Source organism: Streptomyces sp. NPDC004658, assembly GCF_040609555.1.
GTDB lineage: Bacteria > Actinomycetota > Actinomycetes > Streptomycetales > Streptomycetaceae > Streptomyces.
The window spans coordinates 1-22,205 of sequence record NZ_JBEXKG010000066.1 but is presented as its reverse complement, the minus strand read 5'-3'; the positions used below and the strand labels follow the sequence as shown (position 1 = coordinate 22,205).

The following is a 22,205-nucleotide window of genomic DNA, read 5'->3' as shown; positions in this document are numbered from 1 at the left end:
GATGGGGGCTGAGCTGGTACGGGGGCAGAACCACCCGCTGTCCCAGGTCCGGCTGGAGATCCGGATCTCGGCGGGAGTGCCGGTCCTCGCCGGGGCCACACTCGGCGACGAGTACGGCACGGTGCACGGCCGCCAGTGGGTGGCCCACCCCGGAGCCCCCTCCGTGCCCGGCGTAGAGGCGCCACGGAAGCCGGCCGCCGAGCACCGCCTGACCGTCGACCTGGCCGCCCTGCCCGAGGCCGTGCACCGCGTCGCCGTGTTCCTCGCCCTGCCCACCGGCACGGCCGGCCCACCCGGCTTCGGTGCCGTCCCCGCCCCGCACACCACGGTGAGCGGCCTCGACGGCACCGAACTGGCTTGCTACACCCTCACCGGCCTGGACACCGAGAAGGCCGTCATAGCCCTGGAGCTGTACCACAGGCAGGGCGCCTGGAAAGTGCGCGCGATGGGCCAGGGCTATGCGAGTGGCCTCCCCGCCCTTTTCGCCGACCAGGGGCTGCGCGACGCGGACGACCTCGCGACGGTCATCCAGGAGGCGGCGGCCCGGAGCCTGCCGGACGCGGCACCCGTACCGCCGACCGATCCCGGCCCGCAGACCGCCTCCGCTTCCGTTCCCGCCCCGCCGGCCTCGCCCGCCCATCACGCGGTGTCCGCTTCCCGGTCCACCGCCGCTTCCCAGCCCACCACCGCTTCGCAGCCCACGCCGGGTCCCGAGTCCGCCACCGCGTCCCAGTCGCCCGTCTCAGGGCCGCCGGATCCACCCCGTTCGCACGACCGGCCCGGCGGCCCGGTCGACTACACACACCCGCACCGCACCCGTGTCGTCACGTCCCCGCCCCCGGCCCCCGCGGCCGCCGACGGGCAGCCCGCTCGGCCCGTTGCCGGAGACGCCGTGGGCTGGTCGATGGAGGAACGGCTCTACAACCAGGTCTGGGGCATGTTCGAGGACCTCGCCCGCACCACGGCCGCCTACCGGAGCGCCCTCCACTTCGCCGACTCCCGCCTGGAGAAGGAACTGGACCAGGCCCTCGCCGACCCCCGTGCGCGGCTCGGCGCGGCGGGCGACGCCGCTCGCGAGGCGGCCCACGCTCGCCGGAGCGAGCTGGCCGGCCAGGCGCGGGCGGCCTTCGAACGTGACCTCGCCCAGCTCATCGCCGAGGCGGAGGTGGTCGAGCCGGCGCTGCCGCCCGCCTGCGCCCGCTGGGACAGCCCCGTCTGGCACGCCTACCGCGTGCCGGACGAGCCGCCGATGGCGCTGCGGCTCGGTGATCTCCACCTGCCCGACAGCGCGCCCTTGCGCATCCCCCTGCTGGTCAGGCTGCCACTGGAGCGGGGTTTGTGGATCGACAGCGGTCCGTCGGCGGCCGACGCTCACCTGCGGGACTCCGCCGAACTGAGCCACCTGGCCATGTCCGTGGCCGTCGCCCTCGCGGCGCGCCTGCTCGCCGTACACCCGGCCGGGGAGTTCGCCGTTCAGGTCGTCGACCCCGCCGGTACGGGGACCCACGCGCTGCTGCCGCTGACCCGGTCCGGGGTTCTGGCGGCGCCGCCCGCGACCGGGGCGGCGGGGGTCTCGCAGACGCTGGAGAGGCTCACCCGGCGGGTCGACCTGGTGCAGATGGCGGCGCGAGGCGGGACGGCCGAGTCGCTGCCGGCCGATGTGGACACCGCCCAGCAGCTCCTGATCGTCAACGACTTCCCGCACGGGTTCGACGACCGGTCGGTGACCCGGCTCCGCTATCTCGCCGACGAGGGTCCGGCCGTCGGCGTGCACCTCGTGCTCGTCGCCGACCGTGAGGAGGCCGCCGCCTACGGGCCCTTGCTCGATCCGCTGTGGCGTTCGCTGTTGCGACTCACCCCCCTGCCCGACGACCACCTCGCCGACCCCTGGGTCGGCCACGCCTGGACGTACGAACCCTCACCGGTCCCTAGCGCCGACCGGATCGTGCACGACGTGCTCACCGAGGTGGCCAGAGCCCGGACCAAGCATTGGTAAAGCGGTTCTGACCAGCGGACTTGGTCCTTCTTTTACTTACTGCTTTACCAATGCTTGGTGATTGGGGTACTGTCTTCCGTACGGAGGGGAGTACTCCCTGACTGCGGCGCACCCGTCAGTACGGACCGGTCCGGTCCCGGGACGCCGGCCCATCGCGGGTGGAAGAGACCTCCGGCAGCGACAACGCTGATGTGTTTGCCGTCACTCAATGCCGGAGGTGCAGTGGAAGTCTCCCTGACCCTATGGGTCCTCACCGTCGCGGGTCTCGCCGCCCTGATCGCGGTCGACTTCTTCATCGGTCGCAAGCCCCATGAGGTGTCGATCAAGGAGGCGGGCATCTGGACCGTCGTCTGGATCGCCCTGGCCGGCCTCTTCGGTCTCGGTCTCCTCGTCTTCGGCGGCGGGCAGCCGGCCGGAGAGTTCTTCGCGGGCTTCATCACCGAGAAGTCGCTCAGCGTCGACAACCTCTTCGTCTTCGTCCTGATCATGGCGAAGTTCGCGGTGCCCGCCCAGTACCAGCAGCGCGTCCTGCTCGTCGGCGTGCTCATAGCCCTGGTCCTGCGGGCCGTCTTCATCGCCGCCGGGGCCGCGATCCTCGCCAGCTTCTCGTGGGTGTTCTACCTCTTCGGCGCCTTCCTGATCTGGACCGCCTGGAAGCTCATCCAGGAGGCCCGTACGGACGAGGCGGACGAGGAGTACGAGGAGAACAAGCTGCTCAAGGCCGTTGAGCGCAAGTTCGGCGTCGCCGACCGGTACCACGGCACCAAGCTGTGGATCCAGGAGAACGGCAAGCGCGTCATGACCCCGATGCTGGTCGTGATGCTCGCCATCGGCACCACGGACGTGCTGTTCGCCCTGGACTCCATCCCCGCGATCTTCGGCCTGACCCAGGACCCGTACATCGTCTTCACCGCCAACGCGTTCGCCCTGATGGGTCTGCGTCAGCTGTACTTCCTCATCGGCGGGCTGCTCAGGAAGCTGGTCCACCTCTCGTACGGGCTGTCGATCATCCTCGGCTTCATCGGCGTCAAGCTGGTGCTGCACGCCCTGCACGAGTCCGGCGTCCACGTGCCGGAGATCAGCATCCCGGTCTCGCTCGGCGTGATCTGCGCCGTCCTGGCCGTCACCACGGTCACCAGCCTGCTGGCCTCCAGGAAGCAGGCGACCGCCGAGGAGGCGCCCGCCGACGCCGAGGACGCTCACAAGAGCAGCGTCGATGTCTGACCCGGGCGCAGCGCAAACCCGCGATCCCGCATAGCCGCACAGCGTACGGGGCACTGGCCCTCACCCGAGGGGGCGCGTGAACCCGCCGCCGGGGGAAGCCCCGGGGCTCTCCTCGCCCCTCCTCGCCGTCTCGCCGCGACGCGGAGGCCCGGTCCCACCGGCACCGGGCCCCGCACCGGAAAGGATGAGAGGTATCCGGAAAGAACGGAATGCGAATCCTGTACGCCTCTGCGACCATCGCCGCATGATCACTCGGCTCCGGTCGCTCACCCGACAATGGACGATCCTCGTGCCGGTGCTCGCGGTCGTCCTGCTGGTCTTCACGTGGGGCCGGGGCCTGCCCGGCGCCGTCGTCGGCCTGGTGACCCTGGTTCTCGCCGGTGCCGTCCTGGCGGCGGTGCACCACGCCGAGGTGGTGGCCCACCGAGTCGGCGAACCCTTCGGTTCCCTGGTGCTCGCCATCGCCGTCACGATCATCGAGGTGGCCCTGATCGTCACCCTCATGGTCGACGGCGGCGACAAGAGTTCCACCCTGGCCCGGGACACGGTCTTCGCCGCCGTGATGATCACCTGCAACGGCGTCGTGGGCATCTGCCTGCTCGTCGCCTCCCTGCGGCACGGCACGGCGGTCTTCAACCCCGAGGGCACCGGCGCGGCGCTGTCGACCGTGGCGACCCTGGCCACGCTCAGCCTCGTGCTGCCGACCTTCACCACCAGCAAGCCCGGACCCGAGTTCTCCACCCTCCAACTGACGTTCGCCGCGTTGTCCTCACTGATCCTGTACGGGCTGTTCGTGGCCACGCAGACCGTGCGCCACCGCGACTACTTCCTGCCCATCACCCGGCAGGGCGAGGTCATCACCGCCGACGACCACGCGAGCCCTCCGTCCGCGCGCACCGCCTGGACCAGCCTGGGCCTGCTCGGGCTGGCGCTGATCGGCGTGGTCGGCCTGGCCAAGGGCGTGTCGCCCACGATCGAGTCGGGTGTGGCGGCGGCGGGCCTGCACCACGCCGTCGTCGGTGTGATCATCGCCCTGCTCGTCCTGCTGCCCGAGACCATCGCCGCGCTGCGCTCCGCTCGCCGCGACCGGGTGCAGACCAGCCTCAACCTGGCGCTGGGCTCCGCGATGGCCAGCATCGGCCTGACCATCCCGGCCGTGGCGCTCGCGTCCGTGTGGCTGCCCGGGCCGCTCGTCCTCGGCCTGGGCGCGACCCACATGCTGCTGCTCGCGCTGACCGTGGTGGTCAGCTCCCTGACCGTCGTGCCGGGCCGGGCCACACCCCTCCAAGGGGGCGTCCACCTGGTGATCTTCGCTGCCTACCTGGAGCTGGCGATCAACCCGTAGCGGGCGGGGCGGTCCCCGGCGCGCCCGGTCAGCCCGTGACCGGCTCCACCGCCGGCACGGGCACCGGGCGCGTCTCCGGCAGCAACGCGAAACACACCAGGCTGACCAGCGCGATGCCCGTCAGGTACGCCCCGACACCCCAGGGCACCCGTCCGCCGTGTTCCGCGAGCGCCGTGGCCACGATCGGGGTGAGGGCGCCGCCGAAGACCCCGCCGAGGTTGTAGCCCACGGCGGCACCCGTGCAGCGCACCCGGGCCTCGTACAGCTCCGGCAGGTACGCGGCGATCACCGCGAACATGGTGACGAAGGCGAGCAGGGCGCCCAGGATGGCGAGGAACATCAGCAGCGGCTCACCGGTCGCCAGAAGGGCGACCATCGGGAACATCCACAGGACGCAGGCCGCGCACCCCGTCAGACACAGCGGCCGGCGTCCGTACCGGTCGCCGAACAGCGCCACCACGGGCGTGAGCGCGCCCTTCACCAGCACCGCGCCCATGACGCACATCAGCATGACCGTACGGCTCACGCCGAGCCGCTCCGTCGCGTACGCCAGCGACCAGGTCGTCACCGCGTAGAACACGGCGTAACCGACCGCGAGCGCCCCGGCCGTCAGCAGCACCAGCCGCCCGTGGTGCCGTACGACCTCCACGAGCGGCACGCGCGCGTGGTCGTCGATCTCCAGGAAGCGGGGGCTCTCCCTGAGAGAGGAGCGCAGCCACAGACCCGCCAGCGCCAGGGCGCCGGCCGCCCAGAACGGCACGCGCCAGCCCCACCGGGCGAACTCGGCGTCGGACAGCCCTGCCGACAGCGCGAGCATCACCCCGTTGGCCAGGACGAAGCCGAGCGACGGTCCGATCTGGGGGAAGCTCGACCACAGGGCACGCCGTCCGGCGGGAGCGTGTTCGGCGGTCAGCAGCACCGCCCCTCCCCACTCACCGCCGACCCCCAGCCCCTGCAGGAAGCGCAGCAGGAGCAGCAGTACGGGCGCGGCCACGCCGATGCTCCCGTAGGACGGCACACAGCCGACCGCGACCGTCGAGGCGCCGGTGAGCAGGAGCGAGGCCACGAGCACCGGGCGCCGTCCGCGCCGGTCCCCGAGGTGCCCGAAGATCACCGAGCCCAGCGGCCGGGCCACGAAGCCCACCCCGAACGTGCCGAACGCCGCGAGTATCCCGGCGACCGGAGAGAACGTCGGGAAGAACAGCGGGCCCAGGACCAGAGCCGCCGCGGTCCCGTAGGCGAAGAAGTCGTAGAACTCGATCGCCGTCCCGGCGAGCGAGGCGGCGGCCAGTCGTGGCATGGACGGGGTGTTCACAGCGCGTACATCGTGCATGCCGCGTCAACTACCCACCGTGATCGCGGGTTACGGGGGCGTGCGGAGGTGATCACGGGGACCCGGGTGCGCGCCGTGGCGACCGGCGTGCAGGCCCCGCTGTCCGCGTCGGCCGGCGTGATAGACCGGGTGCGAGCAGCGGTCGTAGACGCACCGCCCCGAACGGACCGGAGGAACCGTGCCCCGCACCCTGGCCAACGCCCCGATCATGATCCTCAACGGGCCCAACCTGAACCTCCTCGGTCAGCGCCAGCCCGAGATCTACGGCAACGAGACGCTGGCCGACGTGGAGGCGCTGTGCGCGAAGGCGGCGGCGGCGCACGGCGGCACGGTCGACTTCCGGCAGTCCAACCACGAGGGGGAGCTGGTCGACTGGATCCACGAGGCGCGGCTGGGCCACTGCGGGATCGTCATCAACCCCGGCGCCTACTCGCACACGTCGGTCGCCATCCTCGACGCGCTCAACACCTGTGACGGCATGCCCGTGCTGGAGGTGCACATCTCCAACATCCACCGGCGCGAATCGTTCCGGCACCACTCCTACGTCTCACTGCGTGCCGACGGCGTGATCGCGGGATGCGGAGTGCAGGGCTATGTGTTCGGCGTGGAGCGGGTCGCGGCACTGGTCGGGGCGGCGCGAGCGGACGCGTGACCCGCGCGGGCTACAGCCGGCCCGCCTCCACGATCCGCCGCAGGAAGCGCCGCGTGCGCTCCTGCCGCGGGTCGCCGAAGACCTGCTCGGCGGTGCCGCGCTCCAGCACGACCCCGCCGTCCAGGAAGCAGACCTGGTCGGCGACGTCCCGGGCGAAGCCCATCTCGTGCGTGGCCAGCACCATGGTCATGCCCTCGTCCTTCAGGCCGCGCACCACCTCCAGCACCTCGCCCACCAGCTCGGGGTCGAGGGCGGCCGTGATCTCGTCGAGCAGCAACAGCCGGGGCCGCACCGCCAGGGCCCGTACGATCGCCACACGCTGCTGCTGACCGCCGCTGAGCCGGTCCGGGTAGGCATCGGCCTTGCCGCCCAGTCCGAGGCGCTCCAGCAGCTCCCTGGCCCGTTCCTCGGCCTCCGCGCGGGAGACGCCGTGCACCCGGCGCGGGGCGAGCGTGATGTTGTCCAGCACGGTCATGTGCGGGAAGAGGTTGTAGGCCTGGAAGACCACGCCGATCCGGCGCCGTACCGCGTCCTGGTCCACGCGCGGGTCGGTGATCTCCTCGCCGTCCAGCCAGATGGCGCCGTCGTCGATCTCCTCAAGGAGGTTCGCGCAGCGCAGCAGCGTGGACTTGCCGGAACCGGAGGCGCCGATCAGCGCGGTCACCGTGTGCGGGGCGACCTCCAGACCGACGTCCCGCAGGACGACCGAGCCGCCGAAGGTCTTGCGGACCGACTCCATCCGCAGCACCGGCGCCTCGCTCACGGGCGTGTTCTCGGGCGTGCTCACAGGGCTCCTCCCCGGGCGCTCACAGGGACCCTCCCTGGGCCCGCCGCCGGTCCGTCCGGGCCGTCACCCAGTCGGTGAACCGGGTCATCGGGATGGTCAGCGCCACGAACACCAGCCCCGCGACGATGTACGGCGTGTAGTTCAGACTGCGGCCCACGATGATGTCGGCCGCCCGTACGGCGTCCACCGCACCCCCGATGGACACGAGACCGGTGTCCTTCTGCAGTGACACCAGGTCGTTGAGCAGCGGCGGCACCTGGCGGCGCACCGCCTGCGGCAGGACCACGTAGCGCAGGGCCTGCCGGTTGGTCAGGCCCAGCGAGCGCGCCGCGGCACGCTGCGAGGGGTGGATCGACTCGATGCCGGCCCGGAACACCTCCGCCACGTACGCCGAGTACGTCAGCGTCAGCGCCGTACCGCCGAGCAGCACCGGATCGACCGTCACCCCCTGCAGCCGCAGCGCCGGAACACCCAGGACCACGATCATCAGGTTGATGATCAGCGGCAGACCGCGGAAGAAGTCGGTGTACGCCGCCGCCAGCACCCGCAGCGGGAAGAAGACCGGGCCGCGCAGGGTCCGCGCGACGGCGATCAGCATGCCGAGGACCAGGACGGCGGCACCGCAGATCAGCAACAGGCGGACGTTCAGCCACAGCCCTTCGAGGACTTTCGGGAAAGCCTCGCGCGCGTAGTGCGCGCTGAAGAACGTCTCCTTGGTGCGCGGCCAGCCCGGTGCGTTGACGACGACCAGGTAGAGCAGGACGGCCGTGAGGAGCGTGGAGAGGGCCGCGACGGCCGTGGCGCGGCGGGCACGCGCGCGCCGGTGGCGCTCGCGCGCCAGCCGCCGCTCGGAGGGCGTGTAGCCGTCGCCCGGGGCACCGTCGCCGGTGCCGCCGGTCATGTCCCCGTTGTCGTCCGCCCCCTCCCGGGCCGACTCTCCCTTGGTGACCGTCATGTGAGCACCGGGGCGTCGACGGCGTCCGAGAGCCACTGCTTCTCGATCCGGGCCAGCGTGCCGTCCTTGCGGAGGGCGTCGACGGCGCCGCTCACGCACGGGGTCAGCGTACTGCCCTTGTCCAGCACGAGCCCGAACTGCTCGGGCGTGCCGCCCTGGTTCTCGAACTGGCCGACGATCCTGGCGTTCGTCACCTCGGCGGCCGTGATGTAGAACGCGGTCGGCAGGTCGGTGACGATGGCGTCGACCTGGCCGTTCTTCAGCGCGGACTTGGCCTGGTCGTTCTTCGCGTAGACGGCCGCGTCCTGCGCCGGCTTCACGACGTCGGTGATGTAGTCGAGGCTCGTGGTGCCGACCTGGGCTCCCAGCTTCAGCTTCTTGAGATCCGCGATGCTCTTCGCCTGGGCCGCCTTGCCGCCCTTCAGGGCGACGACCGCCTGGCGCACGTCGTAGTAACCGGAGGAGAAGTCCACGGCCTTCTTGCGCTCGGCGCTGATCGACACCTGGTTGATGTCGAAGTCGAACGTCTTCACCCCGGGCGCGAACGCCTTGTTGAAGGGCACGCTCTGCCAGACGACCGCGCTCTTGCCGTACCCCAGTCGCTTGGCCACGGCGTAGGCGACGGCCGACTCGAAACCCTTGCCGTTGGCGGGCTTGTCGTCCTTGAACCAGGGCTCGTACGCCGGTTCGTCCGTCGCGATCGTCAGTTTCCCGGCCGTCTTGGTGGCGAGCCGGCCCTTGGCGCAGCTCTTCGCGGCCGACCCGGAGGGGGCGGCCGACGCCTTCTCCTCGGGCTGCGGAGCGCAGCCGACGGCGGTGGCGAGCAGGGCTACGGTGATGGCGGCGACCGCGCGGCGCAGGGCGCGAGGAGCAGGATGCATGGCGGGAGACTGGCAGCGAACGCGGCGTCTGTCCAGGTCACAGCGATGGTTGTCCGCATGCTGGGAACGGGTGTTGCGGTCGTATGAACGCGGCTGCCCGCAGCCCACGCGCGCGTGGGGTGCGAGCCTGGGCCGCCGGCCGAGGGCGGGGTTGGAGACCGGCGGCCCCTACCGCTCAGGAGCCGTCATCCTGCGCGGGGCTCCTACCAGTTGACTCCGGTCCACCGCTGTCCGGGAGTGCGCACGGGGGCCCGGTGCGTGCGAAAGGTTCACACGGGGCGCGCAGAGGGGTGGTGCACGCCGGGCGCTTGCACGGCGCGCGCTCGGCGCACGCGAACTGTCGTGCCCGGCGCGCGCGTTCGGCCTGTGCGCCGGAGCGCACCCTGGGAGGCGAGCCGGTCGGTGCCCCGCTCACCACCCGCGCGCGTGCCACTCCGGCAGATGCGGTCGTTCCGCGCCCAGCGTGGTGTCGTTGCCGTGCCCCGGGTACACCCACGTCTCGTCGGGCAGCACGTCGAAGAGCTTGGTCTCCACGTCGTGGATCAGGCTGGCGAACGCCTTCGGGTCCTTGCGCGTGTTGCCGACACCGCCGGGGAAGAGGCAGTCACCGGTGAAGACGTGCGGGTGGCCGTGCGGGTCGTCGTAGACCAGCGCGATCGACCCGGGCGTGTGCCCGACCAGATGCCGTGCGATCAGCTCCACGCGGCCCACCCTGATGACGTCGCCGTCGTCGACGAGGACGTCGGTGGGCACCGGGATGCCCGGGGCGTCGTCGCGGCCGGCGTACGTACGCGCGCCCGTGGCCGAGACGACCTCGGCGAGCGCCTGCCAGTGGTCGCCGTGCTGGTGCGTGGTGACGACGGACGCGATGCCGTCGTCACCGATCATGCCGAGGAGCGTCTCCGCCTCGTTGGCGGCGTCGATCAGGAGCTGCTCGTCGGTGGCCCGGCAGCGCAGCAGATAGGCGTTGTTGTCCATCGGGCCGACCGCGATCTTGGTGATCATCAGGTCTTTCAGCTCGTGCACGTCCGCCGGTCCGCCGACCCTGACCTCTCCTGAGTACGTCATGAGGGTCAGCCTATAGCGCGGCCATCGCGCGGGACGGCCGCGCGGGTCCCAGCCCGCGCACCGTCCTCCTACAGCGGAGGCAGGACCGGCAGCGCCCCGCCTTCCACCTTCAGCGCCGCCCCGTCGCGGCGCCCGGCGAGCCAGCCCACCAGGTCCGCCGGCCGGCCGGTGACCGTGATCTCGGGCTCGTCCGCCGTACGCCCGGTCGTCCACGCGTGCGTGCCGTCCGTGACGCGGGTCGCCGGGATGCCGGTGCTTCCGGAGAACCGCTCGGCAAGGAAGCCGGTCTCCCGCTCCAGGAACTCCGCCGGAAGGTCCTCCAGCTCGTACCCGATCCCGAGGTCGACGTGGTGCAGCTCCACCTCCGCCCACCGGCGGAACGGCACCCGGGACGCGGAGTCGGTCACTGAGTTGCGCAGCTCCACCGTGCGCGACCAGTCCGCCGGCGCCTCTCCGGCCGCCTCGAAGCGGGCCGCGCTCTCCCGCAGGTCGGCGACCTGGACCTCCACGGGCCGCGGGGCGTCCCGCTCGATGTCGGCGTCCCGCGCCTCGGCGCTCGCGTACATGGGACGGCCCTGGAGGACGTTCACGAGCGCGTCGGCGTTCCGGGCGAGGTGGGCGAGAACGTGTCCGCGGCTCCAGCCGGGAAGCCGTGACGGCTCGGCGAGCGATGCGTTGTCCAGGGTGGTGACCGCGGTGAGCAGCCGATCCGTCGCGTCCCGTACACAGGCCAGGTCATGAGCGTGATCCATCATGACGCCGACCCTAGTCCGGCCACTCGTTCGGGTGAAGGTGGCGAACCCCGCCCGCAAATCGAATGCACGTGCTATATGGTCGGGGGCGGCGTCGGGCATGCTGGATGGCTGGGGGTTGTTATGCAACCGGGCAATCCGACCGGCGTTGTCAGTGGCTCCCCCTAGTCTGAAGAAGCACGGGGGCCCCGCCCCTGTCACTTCTCTCAAGAAAGGTGCGGACCGGCGTGGCCGACCGTCTCATCGTCCGTGGCGCGCGCGAGCACAACCTGAAGAATGTCTCGCTCGACCTGCCTCGTGACTCGCTCATCGTCTTCACGGGCCTGTCCGGGTCGGGCAAGTCCTCCCTGGCCTTCGACACCATCTTCGCGGAGGGCCAGCGCCGCTACGTGGAGTCGCTCTCCTCGTACGCACGGCAGTTCCTCGGCCAGATGGACAAGCCCGACGTCGACTTCATCGAGGGCCTCTCCCCGGCCGTCTCCATCGACCAGAAGTCGACCTCGCGCAACCCGCGCTCGACGGTCGGCACGATCACCGAGGTCTACGACTACCTGCGTCTGCTCTTCGCGCGCATCGGCAAGCCGCACTGTCCCGAGTGCGGCCGCCCGATCTCGCGCCAGTCGCCGCAGGCCATCGTGGACAAGGTCCTGGAGCTGCCGGAGGGGAGCCGCTTCCAGGTGCTGTCCCCGCTGGTGCGCGAGCGCAAGGGCGAGTTCGTCGACCTCTTCGCCGACCTCCAGACCAAGGGGTACTCCCGCGCGCGTGTGGACGGCCAGACCGTCCAGCTGTCCGAGCCGCCGGTGCTGAAGAAGCAGGAGAAGCACACCATCGAGGTGGTCGTGGACCGCCTCACGGTGAAGGACTCCGCCAAGCGCCGCCTCACCGACTCCGTGGAGACCGCCCTCGGCCTGTCCGGCGGCATGGTCGTGCTCGACTTCGTGGATCTCCCCGAGGACGACCCCGAGCGCGAGCGCATGTACTCGGAGCACCTGTACTGCCCGTACGACGACCTGTCCTTCGAGGAGCTGGAGCCCCGCTCCTTCTCCTTCAACTCGCCCTTCGGTGCCTGCCCGGAGTGCACCGGCATCGGCACGCGCATGGAGGTCGACCCGGAGCTGATCGTCCCGGACGAGGACAAGTCCCTGGACGAGGGTGCCATCCACCCGTGGTCGCACGGACACACCAAGGACTACTTCAGCCGCCTGATCGGCGCCCTCGCCGACGCGCTCGGCTTCCGCACGGACATCCCCTTCGCGGGCCTGCCCCAGCGTGCCCAGAAGGCCCTGCTCTACGGGCACAAGACCCAGATCGAGGTGCGCTACCGCAACAGGTACGGCCGTGAGCGGGTCTACACCACCCCCTTCGAGGGCGCGGTGCCGTTCGTCAAGCGCCGCCACAGCGAGGCCGAGAGCGACGCCAGCCGTGAGCGCTTCGAGGGCTACATGCGTGAGGTGCCCTGCCCCTCCTGCCAGGGCACGCGTCTGAAGCCGATCGTCCTCGCGGTCACGATCATGGGGAAGTCGATCGCGGAGGTCTCCGCGATGTCGATCAGCGACTGCGCGGACTTCCTGGGCGAGCTGAAGCTGAGCGCCCGCGACAAGAAGATCGCCGAGCGGGTCCTGAAGGAGGTCAACGAGCGGCTCCGCTTCCTGGTCGACGTCGGCCTGGACTACCTGTCGCTCAACCGCGCGGCCGGCACCCTCTCCGGCGGCGAGGCCCAGCGGATCCGCCTCGCGACCCAGATCGGCTCCGGCCTCGTCGGCGTGCTGTACGTCCTGGACGAGCCGTCCATCGGTCTGCACCAGCGGGACAACCACCGGCTGATCGAGACCCTGGTCCGCCTGCGTGACATGGGCAACACGCTCATCGTGGTGGAGCACGACGAGGACACCATCAAGGTCGCCGACTGGGTCGTGGACATCGGCCCGGGCGCCGGTGAGCACGGCGGCAAGGTCGTGCACAGCGGCTCCCTGAAGGAGCTGCTCGCCAACACCGAGTCGCAGACCGGCGCCTACCTCTCGGGCCGCAAGTCGATCCCGCTCCCGGACGTGCGCCGCCCCCGCGACCCCTCCCGGCAGCTCACCGTGCACGGCGCCCGTGAGAACAACCTCCAGGACATCGACGTGTCCTTCCCGCTGGGTGTCTTCACGGCCGTCACCGGTGTCTCCGGGTCCGGGAAGTCGACCCTGGTCAACGACATCCTCTACACGCACCTGGCCCGCGAGCTGAACGGCGCGCGGACCGTCCCCGGACGGCACACGCGCGTGGACGGCGACGACCTGGTCGACAAGGTCGTGCACGTCGACCAGTCGCCGATCGGCCGCACCCCGCGGTCGAACCCGGCGACGTACACCGGTGTCTTCGACCACATCCGCAAGCTGTTCGCCGAGACGACCGAGGCGAAGGTGCGGGGCTACCAGCCCGGTCGCTTCTCCTTCAACGTCAAGGGCGGCCGCTGCGAGAACTGCGCGGGCGACGGCACCATCAAGATCGAGATGAACTTCCTCCCGGACGTCTACGTCCCGTGCGAGGTCTGCCACGGCGCCCGGTACAACAGGGAGACCCTGGAGGTCCACTACAAGGGCAAGTCCATCGCCGAGGTCCTGAACATGCCGATCGAGGAGGCCATGCACTTCTTCGAGGCGGTCCCGGCGATCTCCCGTCACCTCAGGACGCTGAACGACGTCGGTCTCGGTTACGTCCGCCTCGGCCAGTCCGCCACCACCCTCTCCGGTGGTGAGGCGCAGCGCGTCAAGCTCGCCAGCGAACTGCAGAAGCGGTCCACCGGCCGCACGGTCTACGTCCTGGACGAGCCGACCACGGGTCTGCACTTCGAGGACATCAGCAAGCTGCTGACGGTGCTCGGCGGACTGGTCGACAAGGGCAACACGGTCATCGTCATCGAGCACAACCTCGACGTCATCAAGACCGCCGACTGGATCGTGGACATGGGCCCGGAGGGAGGCGCCGGCGGTGGCCTGGTGGTCGCCGAGGGCACGCCGGAGGAGGTCGCCGCGGTTCCGGCGAGCCACACGGGCAAGTTCCTGCGCGAGGTCCTGGGCGCCGACCGCATCAGCGACGCCGAGCCGGTGAAGGCACAGCGGGGCAGCACGGCACGGAAGACGGCCGCGGCCAAGTCGTCGACGCGGAAGACGGTGACGGCCAAGGCCAACAACACCGCGACCAAGAAGGCGGCCACGGCCACGAAGAAGGCCACGCCAGCGAAGAAGACGACGCGGGCCCGCAAGGCCTGAGTCGTTCTGACACGCCATCAAAAAAGCGGCGCCCCACGGGAACTCCCCGCGGGGCGCCGTTCGTTCCACCAACAGCCGGCCCGGTCCAGCGGTCCCACAGGTCCCCGCACACCGCAGGCCCGGCCGTACCTTGTCAACAGCACAGGGAAAGCGGACCGCTCACAGCGCGGCCGAACCGCCCAGCTCCGCCGCGTACGGCGGCTCGGCCCCCGCCCGCGAGCAGGTGATCGCCGCCGCCCGTGCCGCGAAGCGCAGCAGCCGTGTCCAGCCCTCCGCCCCGAGGGCGGCGAGCGCTTCCGCGGACAGCGCGTCCCGGGCGTCCAGCCCGTGCAGCAAGGCCGCGTTCACCGTGTCACCGGCGCCGATGGTGTCCACGACCTCGACCTTCTCACCCGGCACCGAATACTCCCCGCCGTCCCGGGTGAACACGGTCAGCCCGTCGCCGCCCCGCGTGACGACCACGGCGGCCGGTCCCGCGGCCAGCCACTCGCTCGGGGTGCCGCCGAGCCAGGCCGCGTCCTCCGCGGACAGCTTCAGCAGCGTCACCGAGGGCAGCCAGCTCTTGAAACGTGCCCGGTAGGCGTCGGCGTCCGGGATCAGTCCCGCCCGGATGTTGGGATCGAGAGCGGTGAACAGCCCCTGTCCGGCAGCGGCCCGCATCAGCTCCTCGTAGGCGCTCGCCCCCGGTTCCAGGACGAGCGAGCAGGTGCCGAAGGACACCGCGCGCGTACCGGCGGGGAGCACGTCGGGGGCGGTGAACAGGCGGTCGGCGGTGCCGTCGACATAGAAGGAGTACGCGGCCGAACCGGCGGCGTCGAGCGTGGCCACGGCGAGCGTCGTCGGCTCCGGTCCCCGCTGCACACCGGACACATCGACGCCGGCCCGCCGCAGCCCGTCGAGCAGGGCCTCGCCGAAGGCGTCGTCCGACGTCCGGGAGCAGAAGGCGGTGCGGGAGCCGAGCCGGCCCAGCGCCACGGCGGTGTTGTACGGGCCGCCGCCGAGCGCCGGCTTGAGGTCCGCGAGGGCACCCGGGCCCTGCGGTACCAGGTCGATCAGTGCCTCACCGGCGACGACGATCACGAGGCGGTTCCCTTCTCGACGAGCGTGGGTGATGCGGTGGCCCCGGCATCTCCCGTGCCGCTGCCCGGCTCCTCCGGGCAGCCGCAGGACGTGCGGTGGACGAACGTGCACGGCAGCCGGACCGTCCGCGCCGGCCGGTCCGGCTCGGCCAGACGGTCCAGCAGCACCCGGACGGCTTGGGCGCCCAGTTCCCGGCTGGGCTGTGCGATGGCGGTCAGCCGGGGCGAGAACAGGTCGGCCCAGGCGAAGTCGTCGAAGCAGCACAGGGCGAGGTCGTCGGGCACCGACCGGCCGTGCCGGCGCAGCGCGCGCAGCGCGCCGATGGTCATCGCGTTGTTGGCGGTGACGAGCGCGGTGGGCGGATCGGACAGGGCGAGCAGGTCGGCCGTGGCCCGCTCGGCCCCGGCGGACTCGGAGTTGCCGGACACGAGGAGACGCCCGTCGTACGCCAGACCGGCCGCGGCGAGGCCCTCCCGGTAGCCGCGGACGCGCTCACTGGTGGTGCTGAGCCCGGGCAGGCCGGCGACCAGAGCGATCCGGCGGTGCCCCAGCCCGGCGAGGTGGGCCACGAGCAGAGCCGTCGGCGCGGCACTCTCGGCACACACCTGGTCGAAACGCGGGGTGCTCGGCGAAGAGGCGCCACCGTCCGCACCGTCGCCCGGCCCGACGTCCTCCGTCGCGCGGGCGTCGATCAGCCGGTCCAGGAACACCGTCGGTACCGCGTGACGGCGCAGATAGCCGACGAGGTCGCTCGGGTCGGCGGACGGGGCGACGATCATGCCGTCCACCCGGCGCTCATGGAGAAGCTGCACGACCTTGCACTCATGCCGGGGGTCGTCGTGCGGATCCGCGATGAGCAGGCTGTAGCCCGCCTCCAGGGCAGCGGCCTCGACGCCTTGCAGGATCTCCGTGAAATACGGGTTGCTGATGGCCGACACCGCGAGGCCGATGGAACGGGTGCGCGAGGTCACCAGGGAACGGGCCAGGGTGTTCGGGGTGTAGCCGAGGGCGTCCACGGCGTCGAGAACCGCCTGGCGGGTGTGGGGCAGCACCGGACGCGTGCCGTTGAGCACGTGAGAGACGGTCGCCACGGAGACCCCGGCACTCCGGGCGACATCCGCCATGGTGGCCATCGCGCTCCCTTCTCCGAACCCGCCGTCCGGTACGTGCCGGCTCCGGTCCTCTCGGCTTCCGGCCGGACGCTATCCCATGACTCGGCCCGGCGTAAACGCTTGCGTAAGCGTTTACGTGCCTGAGTGCGGCCTCACTCTCACGCCACGCCCCCCGACTCCCTCGTTGCCGACCGGGCGGACACCCGGCCCCGCCCACCCGGCTCGGCGAGGCCCCCGCTCCGAGACCGCCCCCTCTGCCCGGGTATGGTCGCCCTGCACACCCCTTGACCAGTGGAGCACCACATGCCCGCCGCCTCCTCCGCGAGCCGTCGTACTGTCCTTCGAGGGGCCGCCGCCGCCCCCGTCGCCGGGCTGGGCCTGGCCGCGTGCTCGGCCCCGGACGGCAGTGGTTCCGCCGCGGCCGCCCCCACCGCGCCGGTCGACCTCGGCGCCGAGAACGAGGTCGCGAAGGGTGAGGCCAAGCTGTACCGGGATCACAACGTGGTCGTCAGCCGGGCCGAGGACGGCACCCTGAAGGCGTACAGCACGATCTGCACGCACGCCGGGTGCCCCATCAACAAGCTGCAGGGGACGACCCTGATCTGCCCCTGCCACGGCAGCCGGTTCGACGCCGTGACGGGCAAGGTGGTCCAGGCGCCGGCCACCGAGCCCCTGCCCGCGCTGTCGGTGAAGACCGCGAAGGGCAGGATCGTCGCCGGTCCCGCGGACTGAGCGGGGCGCCGCGGGGCCGGGGGAGCGGCGGGCGCAGGCCCGGCTCAGCGTGCGGACCGTCGGGTTCCGCTCACTCCCAGTCCCAGGCGATGCCCAGGATGCCCGGCCGGATCCGGGGCTCGACCAGGTGGACGCAGTGGTGCGGACCGGCCACGGACAGCTCCTGCCGGCCGCTGCGCGGGGCCGCGGCCGAATGCTGGGTGAAGCGGTGGCAGCGCACCGGCAGCGCGGCCGTGTCGAAGCGCACCTGGAGCGCGTACTGGCCGCCGGGGAAGCCGAACCGCTGGAGGTACTCGCGGGACGTCCCGGCCGTGCCGTCCTCGACGCCGTACCGGAAGAGGAAGGTGTCGCCGGTGCGGAGCCGGGTGCCGAAGAGCAGCTCGGCGACGAGGACGCCGGTGTCCTGGTCCCAGCGGAGGCGACCGGTGCGGCAGTTCTCCAGGGCGTGCACGGTGACACGGCGCGGGTCGCAGCCTGGGTCGCCGTGATGGACGGCGACGAAGCGGTCGACGCCGTCGCGGTGGGCCCGCACGATGTGGTGGGCCTCGCGGCTCACCAGCTCGCGCCGGGCGCCGATCCGGACGCGCTCGTGGTGCCCCACGGTGTGCAGTCCGCCGTCGAGGGACCAGCCGAGGTCGCCGGTGAGCCGGTCCACGACGCCGGAGGCCTCCACCAGGGAACGGTAGGAGCGGCCCGCCGGACGGTCGGCCGTCACCCGCTCGTCGGACTCCGCGAGCAGCCGGATCAGCGACTCGTCCGGTAGCCGGAGGATCTCCTCCAGGGCCCGTACGGCGCGCAGCGACTCCGGGCGCTGCGGGCGGCGAGCACCCTGCTGCCAGTAACTCAGGCTGGTGACGCCCACCTTGACCCCGTGACGTGACAGATGGTGCTGCACGCGCTGGAGCGGCAGTCCGCGTGCGGCGATCGCGGCGCGCAGCGCCACGTGGAAGGGGCCGCCGCGCAGGGCCGTGTCCAGTTCCGCGGTGGGGACGTCCGCGTGCTCTGTGGCATGCCGCATGCCGAGGGGCCTTTCTGCGAGGTGTCGCTACGGCTGGTCAGACCGCCTGTGCGGGTGTGCGGGGCCACCCCCGTGGGCACCGCGGGCGCCTCTGGCTGGGCACGCCGCGCCGGCCCGTACGCATGTGTGTACGGCCCCGAGTTCCCCCGCATTGAAGCGTGTTGACCAGAACCCGACAACACCTAGGACCCGGCCGTTCCGGGCGACTGGCCGGACCGTGCCGGTCTGCGGCCGGCGGGGGTTGCCGAGGTCCCCTCGGGGCGGGCACGCCTCATCCACGCCCCGCCGGGGTGCCGACGCCGGGTGGGGCCAGACCGGCATGGCCTCACCGGCATGGCCGGAACGCGATGGACGAACGGGCCGGGGCGCGGAGGGCATCCGGGGGGCGCGCGTACCTCCGCCCCGCTCCGCGCCGGGGACAGGCCGCGCCGACCCGTCCCGGTGTGAACGACGGGGACCTCCGTGCCGGACGACGCGTCCCCCCTCTCGCGCGGACGGTGCCCCGTCTCGCACGGCCCCGCGCGAGCGCGCGCCCTCCTCCATGGGACCCGGCGAGCCCCGACCGAGGCGTCCGGCCGGCCGCAGGCCGGAAGGGGTGGCGGGCGCCCGGCGAGGGGACGCCGTCCGGGTGCGGGCGTTGTCCACAGGCGCGACGCGGTGTCGGTGCTCGCCAGTAGGGTGTGAGACATGGCCGACCCCTCCAGCTACCGCCCCAGGCCGGGAGACATCCCGGACTCTCCGGGGGTGTACAGGTTCCGTGACGAGCACCGCCGGGTGATCTACGTCGGAAAGGCGAAGAGCCTGCGCCAGCGCCTGGCGAACTACTTCCAGGACCTGGCGAACCTGCACCCGCGCACCCGGACGATGGTCACCACGGCAGCGTCCGTGGAGTGGACGGTGGTGTCCACGGAGGTCGAGGCACTCCAGCTGGAGTATTCCTGGATCAAGGAGTACGACCCCCGGTTCAACGTCAAGTACCGGGACGACAAGAGCTACCCGTACCTCGCGGTCACGATGAACGAGCAGTTCCCGCGGGTGCAGGTGATGCGCGGTCACAAGAAGAAGGGCGTCCGCTACTTCGGGCCCTACGCGCACGCCTGGGCCATCCGGGACACCGTCGATCTGCTGCTGCGGGTCTTCCCGGTGCGCACCTGTTCGGCCGGAGTCTTCAAGAACGCCGCCCGCACCGGCCGGCCCTGCCTGCTCGGCTACATCGGCAAGTGCTCCGCCCCCTGCGTCGGCCGGATCACCCCCGAGGACCACCGGGAGCTGGCCGAGGAGTTCTGCGACTTCATGGCCGGCCGCACCGGCACCTACCTCCGTCGTCTGGAGAAGCAGATGATGGAGGCGGCGGAGGAGATGGAGTACGAGCGGGCGGCCCGCCTGCGGGACGACATCGAGGCCCTGAAGAAGGCCATGGAGAAGAACGCGGTCGTGCTCGCGGACGCGACCGACGCCGACCTCATCGCCGTCGCCGAGGACGAACTGGAGGCGGCCGTGCAGATCTTCCATGTGCGCGGTGGCCGGGTCCGCGGTCAGCGTGGCTGGGTGACCGACAAGGTCGAGGAGGTCACCACCGGCGCCCTGGTCGAGCACGCCCTGCAGCAGCTGTACGGCGAGGAGAGCGGGGACGCGGTCCCCAAGGAGGTGCTGGTCCCGGCCCTGCCCGAGCCGGTCGAGCCGGTCCAGGAGTGGCTGACCGGACGCCGCGGGTCGAACGTGTCGCTGCGCATCCCGCAGCGCGGCGACAAGAAGGCGCTCATGGAGACCGTGCAGCGCAACGCCCAGCAGGCCCTCGCGCTGCACAAGACCAAGCGCGCCTCCGACCTGACCACGCGCTCGCGTGCGCTGGAGGAGATCGCCGAGGCCCTCGACCTGGACAGTGCCCCGCTGCGGATCGAGTGCTACGACATCTCGCACCTCCAGGGTGACGACGTGGTCGCCTCCATGGTCGTCTTCGAGGACGGCCTGCAGCGCAAGAGCGAGTACCGGCGGTTCCAGATCAAGGGCTTCGCCGGGCAGGACGACGTCCGCTCGATGCACGAGGTGATCACCCGCCGCTTCAAGCGCTACCTCGCCGAGAAGGAGCGCACGGGGGAGTGGGCCGACGGCTCCGGTACCGACGACTCCCTCGCCGACGGCTCGGCCACCGACGGCTCCCTCGCCGGAGGCCCCGCCACCGACGGCCCCCTCCCCGCCGGCGACTCCGTGCTCGACGGCACCGAGGTGATCAACGGGTCCCTCAAGGACGACGACGGCCGCCCCAAGAAGTTCGCCTACCCTCCCCAGCTCGTCGTGGTCGACGGCGGCCAGCCGCAGGTCGCGGCGGCCCGGCGCGCGCTGGACGAGCTGGGCATCGACGACATCGCCGTCTGCGGTCTCGCCAAGCGCCTGGAGGAGGTCTGGGTGCCCGGCGAGGACGACCCGGTGGTGCTGCCCCGCACCAGCGAGGGCCTCTATCTGCTCCAGCGCGTGCGTGACGAGGCCCACCGGTTCGCGATCACCTATCAGCGCACCAAGCGCGCCAAGCGCTTCCGCGCGGGCCCGCTCGATGACGTCCCCGGCCTCGGCGAAACCCGCAAACAGGCGCTCATCAAGCATTTCGGCTCGGTGAAGAAGCTGCGCTCCGCCACAATCGAGCAGATCCAGGAAGTGCCCGGGATAGGCCGGAAGACGGCCGAGACCATCGCCGTGGCCCTCGCCCAGGCGGCCCCGGCCGCGCCCGCCGTGAACACGGCGACCGGAGAGATCATTGAGGACGAGGAACCCGATACGACGGGGGGTTCCTCGGGGGAGCCCGTGACCGCGGGCGTCCCGGACGAACGACGGGGGCAGGAGACATGACCGAGCACGACGCACAGCCCACAGCACAGCGAGATCAGGCGCACAGCGGCACGGGCGACGATGTCGTCCGGCACGACACCGGCCGGCCCCTGGGCCGGCCCGAGACCGGCCGGGACACCAGCCGGCCCGGCGCCGACCGGGCCGCCGGACAGGACACCGGCCAGGACAACGGAGCACAGGTGAGTACGGGCAGCGAGACAGCCGGGGTCCCCGAGGCGGCCATCCCCGAGCTGGTGATCATCTCCGGCATGTCCGGGGCCGGCCGGTCCACGGCCGCGAAGTGTCTGGAGGACCTCGGCTGGTTCGTCGTGGACAACCTCCCGCCCGCCCTCATCCCCACCATGGTGGAGCTGGGAGCCCGCTCCCAGGGGAACGTGGCGCGGATCGCGGTCGTCGTGGACGTGCGCGGCCGGCGCTTCTTCGACAACCTGCGCGAGTCCCTCGCCGACCTGGACACCCGGGGCGTCACCCGGCGGATCGTCTTCCTGGAGTCCTCCGACGAGGCCCTGGTCCGCCGCTTCGAGTCGGTGCGCCGCCCGCACCCGCTCCAGGGCGACGGGCGCATCGTGGACGGCATCGCCGCCGAGCGGGAGCTGCTGCGCGAGCTGCGCGGCGACGCCGACCTGGTGATCGACACCTCCAGCCTCAACGTGCACGAGCTGCGCGCCAAGATGGACGCCCAGTTCGCGGGCGAGGAGGAGCCCGAGCTGCGGGCCACCGTGATGTCCTTCGGCTTCAAGTACGGCCTCCCGGTCGACGCCGACCTGGTCGCGGACATGCGGTTCCTGCCCAACCCGCACTGGGTCCCGGAGCTGCGCCCGTACACCGGCCTCAACGAGGAGGTCGCCGCCTACGTCTTCAACCAGCCCGGCGCGAAGGAGTTCCTCGACCGGTACGCCGAACTGCTGCGGCTCATCGCGGCCGGCTACCGGCGCGAGGGCAAGCGGTATGTGACCATCGCCATCGGCTGTACCGGCGGCAAGCACCGCTCGGTCGCGATGTCGGAGAAGCTCGCCGCGCGGCTCGCGGCCGAGGGCGTGGAGACGGTGGTCGTACACCGGGACATGGGACGCGAATGACGGAACGTACACCGCGGCTGAGCAGGCTGCGCCGGATGGTGCCCGACGCGCGCGCCGGCCGCCCGGCCGAGGCCCGCGGGGGCCGGCCCCGCC

At 71.7% G+C, this 22,205-nt stretch carries 17 protein-coding genes; 8 read left to right on the top strand and 9 right to left on the bottom strand.

Annotated elements, in window-relative coordinates; translation table 11 throughout:
- Nucleotide 1: 1 nt before the first annotated feature.
- From ABZV94_RS22395 to ABZV94_RS22385, 3 genes are all read left to right on the top strand, one after another.
- Nucleotides 2–1,996 carry a TerD family protein gene (locus ABZV94_RS22395; protein ID WP_356342808.1) on the top strand — a complete coding sequence of 665 codons (1,995 nt, stop codon included), beginning with the start codon at nucleotides 2–4 and terminating at the stop codon, nucleotides 1,994–1,996.
- A 222-nt stretch (nucleotides 1,997–2,218) separates the two neighbouring features.
- Entirely contained in the window at nucleotides 2,219–3,220 is a 1,002-nt protein-coding gene (locus tag ABZV94_RS22390) for a TerC family protein (protein WP_356342805.1), read from the top strand.
- Between the two features lie 244 nt (nucleotides 3,221–3,464).
- Nucleotides 3,465–4,565, top strand: coding sequence for an ionic transporter y4hA (locus ABZV94_RS22385; protein WP_356342803.1), 1,101 nt, complete (start codon nucleotides 3,465–3,467; stop codon nucleotides 4,563–4,565).
- A gap of 28 nt (nucleotides 4,566–4,593) precedes the next feature.
- Here ABZV94_RS22385 and ABZV94_RS22380 read toward each other — a convergent pair whose 3' ends face one another.
- Nucleotides 4,594–5,865 (bottom strand): MFS transporter, encoded by a 1,272-nt coding sequence (locus ABZV94_RS22380; protein WP_356342852.1) that lies wholly within the window; start codon nucleotides 5,863–5,865, stop codon nucleotides 4,594–4,596.
- Between the two features lie 211 nt (nucleotides 5,866–6,076).
- Here ABZV94_RS22380 and aroQ point away from each other — a divergent pair, with 211 nt between their 5' ends.
- The gene (aroQ, locus tag ABZV94_RS22375) at nucleotides 6,077–6,550 is read left to right on the top strand and encodes a type II 3-dehydroquinate dehydratase (RefSeq protein WP_356342801.1); all 474 of its coding nucleotides are present in this window, start codon (nucleotides 6,077–6,079) and stop codon (nucleotides 6,548–6,550) included.
- A 10-nt stretch (nucleotides 6,551–6,560) separates the two neighbouring features.
- Here aroQ and ABZV94_RS22370 read toward each other — a convergent pair whose 3' ends face one another.
- The 5 genes from ABZV94_RS22370 to ABZV94_RS22350 all read right to left on the bottom strand — a co-directional run bounded on the left by ABZV94_RS22370 (nucleotide 6,561) and on the right by ABZV94_RS22350 (nucleotide 10,996).
- Nucleotides 6,561–7,289, bottom strand: coding sequence for an amino acid ABC transporter ATP-binding protein (locus tag ABZV94_RS22370; protein WP_103813091.1), 729 nt, complete (start codon nucleotides 7,287–7,289; stop codon nucleotides 6,561–6,563).
- A 67-nt stretch (nucleotides 7,290–7,356) separates the two neighbouring features.
- Nucleotides 7,357–8,292 carry an amino acid ABC transporter permease gene (locus ABZV94_RS22365; protein WP_356342799.1) on the bottom strand — a complete coding sequence of 312 codons (936 nt, stop codon included), beginning with the start codon at nucleotides 8,290–8,292 and terminating at the stop codon, nucleotides 7,357–7,359.
- Nucleotides 8,289–9,173, bottom strand: a complete 885-nt coding sequence (locus tag ABZV94_RS22360) for an ABC transporter substrate-binding protein (RefSeq protein ID WP_356342797.1) — start codon at nucleotides 9,171–9,173, stop codon at nucleotides 8,289–8,291. Before ABZV94_RS22360 ends, ABZV94_RS22365 begins: the two co-directional genes overlap by 4 nt.
- Before the next feature lie 411 nt (nucleotides 9,174–9,584).
- The gene (locus ABZV94_RS22355; RefSeq protein ID WP_356342794.1) at nucleotides 9,585–10,241 is read right to left on the bottom strand and encodes an MBL fold metallo-hydrolase; all 657 of its coding nucleotides are present in this window, start codon (nucleotides 10,239–10,241) and stop codon (nucleotides 9,585–9,587) included.
- 68 nt (nucleotides 10,242–10,309) lie between these two features.
- On the bottom strand, nucleotides 10,310–10,996 hold the full coding sequence (locus ABZV94_RS22350; RefSeq protein ID WP_356342792.1) for a maleylpyruvate isomerase family mycothiol-dependent enzyme: 687 nt from the start codon (nucleotides 10,994–10,996) through the stop codon (nucleotides 10,310–10,312).
- Nucleotides 10,997–11,220: 224 nt separating this feature from the next.
- On the opposite strand from ABZV94_RS22350, the gene uvrA reads away from it, so the two are divergent.
- Complete coding sequence (gene uvrA, locus ABZV94_RS22345) at nucleotides 11,221–14,247, top strand: excinuclease ABC subunit UvrA (RefSeq protein ID WP_356342790.1); 3,027 nt, start codon at nucleotides 11,221–11,223, stop codon at nucleotides 14,245–14,247.
- Nucleotides 14,248–14,406: 159 nt separating this feature from the next.
- Here the strand turns inward: uvrA and ABZV94_RS22340 are convergent, their stop codons facing one another.
- Both ABZV94_RS22340 and ABZV94_RS22335 read right to left on the bottom strand, forming a co-directional pair.
- Nucleotides 14,407–15,327, bottom strand: coding sequence for a carbohydrate kinase (locus tag ABZV94_RS22340; protein ID WP_356342788.1), 921 nt, complete (start codon nucleotides 15,325–15,327; stop codon nucleotides 14,407–14,409).
- On the bottom strand, nucleotides 15,324–16,460 hold the full coding sequence (locus tag ABZV94_RS22335) for a LacI family DNA-binding transcriptional regulator (protein WP_356342786.1): 1,137 nt from the start codon (nucleotides 16,458–16,460) through the stop codon (nucleotides 15,324–15,326). The genes ABZV94_RS22340 and ABZV94_RS22335 overlap by 4 nt, the downstream gene beginning before the upstream one ends.
- A 282-nt stretch (nucleotides 16,461–16,742) precedes the next feature.
- Here ABZV94_RS22335 and ABZV94_RS22330 point away from each other — a divergent pair, with 282 nt between their 5' ends.
- Entirely contained in the window at nucleotides 16,743–17,171 is a 429-nt protein-coding gene (locus tag ABZV94_RS22330; RefSeq protein ID WP_356342783.1) for a Rieske 2Fe-2S domain-containing protein, read from the top strand.
- Nucleotides 17,172–17,241: 70 nt separating this feature from the next.
- Here the strand turns inward: ABZV94_RS22330 and ABZV94_RS22325 are convergent, their stop codons facing one another.
- On the bottom strand, nucleotides 17,242–18,189 hold the full coding sequence (locus tag ABZV94_RS22325; RefSeq protein ID WP_356342781.1) for a hypothetical protein: 948 nt from the start codon (nucleotides 18,187–18,189) through the stop codon (nucleotides 17,242–17,244).
- 687 nt (nucleotides 18,190–18,876) lie between these two features.
- Here ABZV94_RS22325 and uvrC point away from each other — a divergent pair.
- Together uvrC and rapZ are read left to right on the top strand one after the other, a co-directional pair.
- On the top strand, nucleotides 18,877–21,033 hold the full coding sequence (gene uvrC / locus ABZV94_RS22320; protein ID WP_356342779.1) for an excinuclease ABC subunit UvrC: 2,157 nt from the start codon (nucleotides 18,877–18,879) through the stop codon (nucleotides 21,031–21,033).
- Nucleotides 21,030–22,112, top strand: a complete 1,083-nt coding sequence (gene rapZ, locus ABZV94_RS22315; protein WP_356342777.1) for an RNase adapter RapZ — start codon at nucleotides 21,030–21,032, stop codon at nucleotides 22,110–22,112. Before uvrC ends, rapZ begins: the two co-directional genes overlap by 4 nt.
- Nucleotides 22,113–22,205 lie beyond the last annotated feature (93 nt).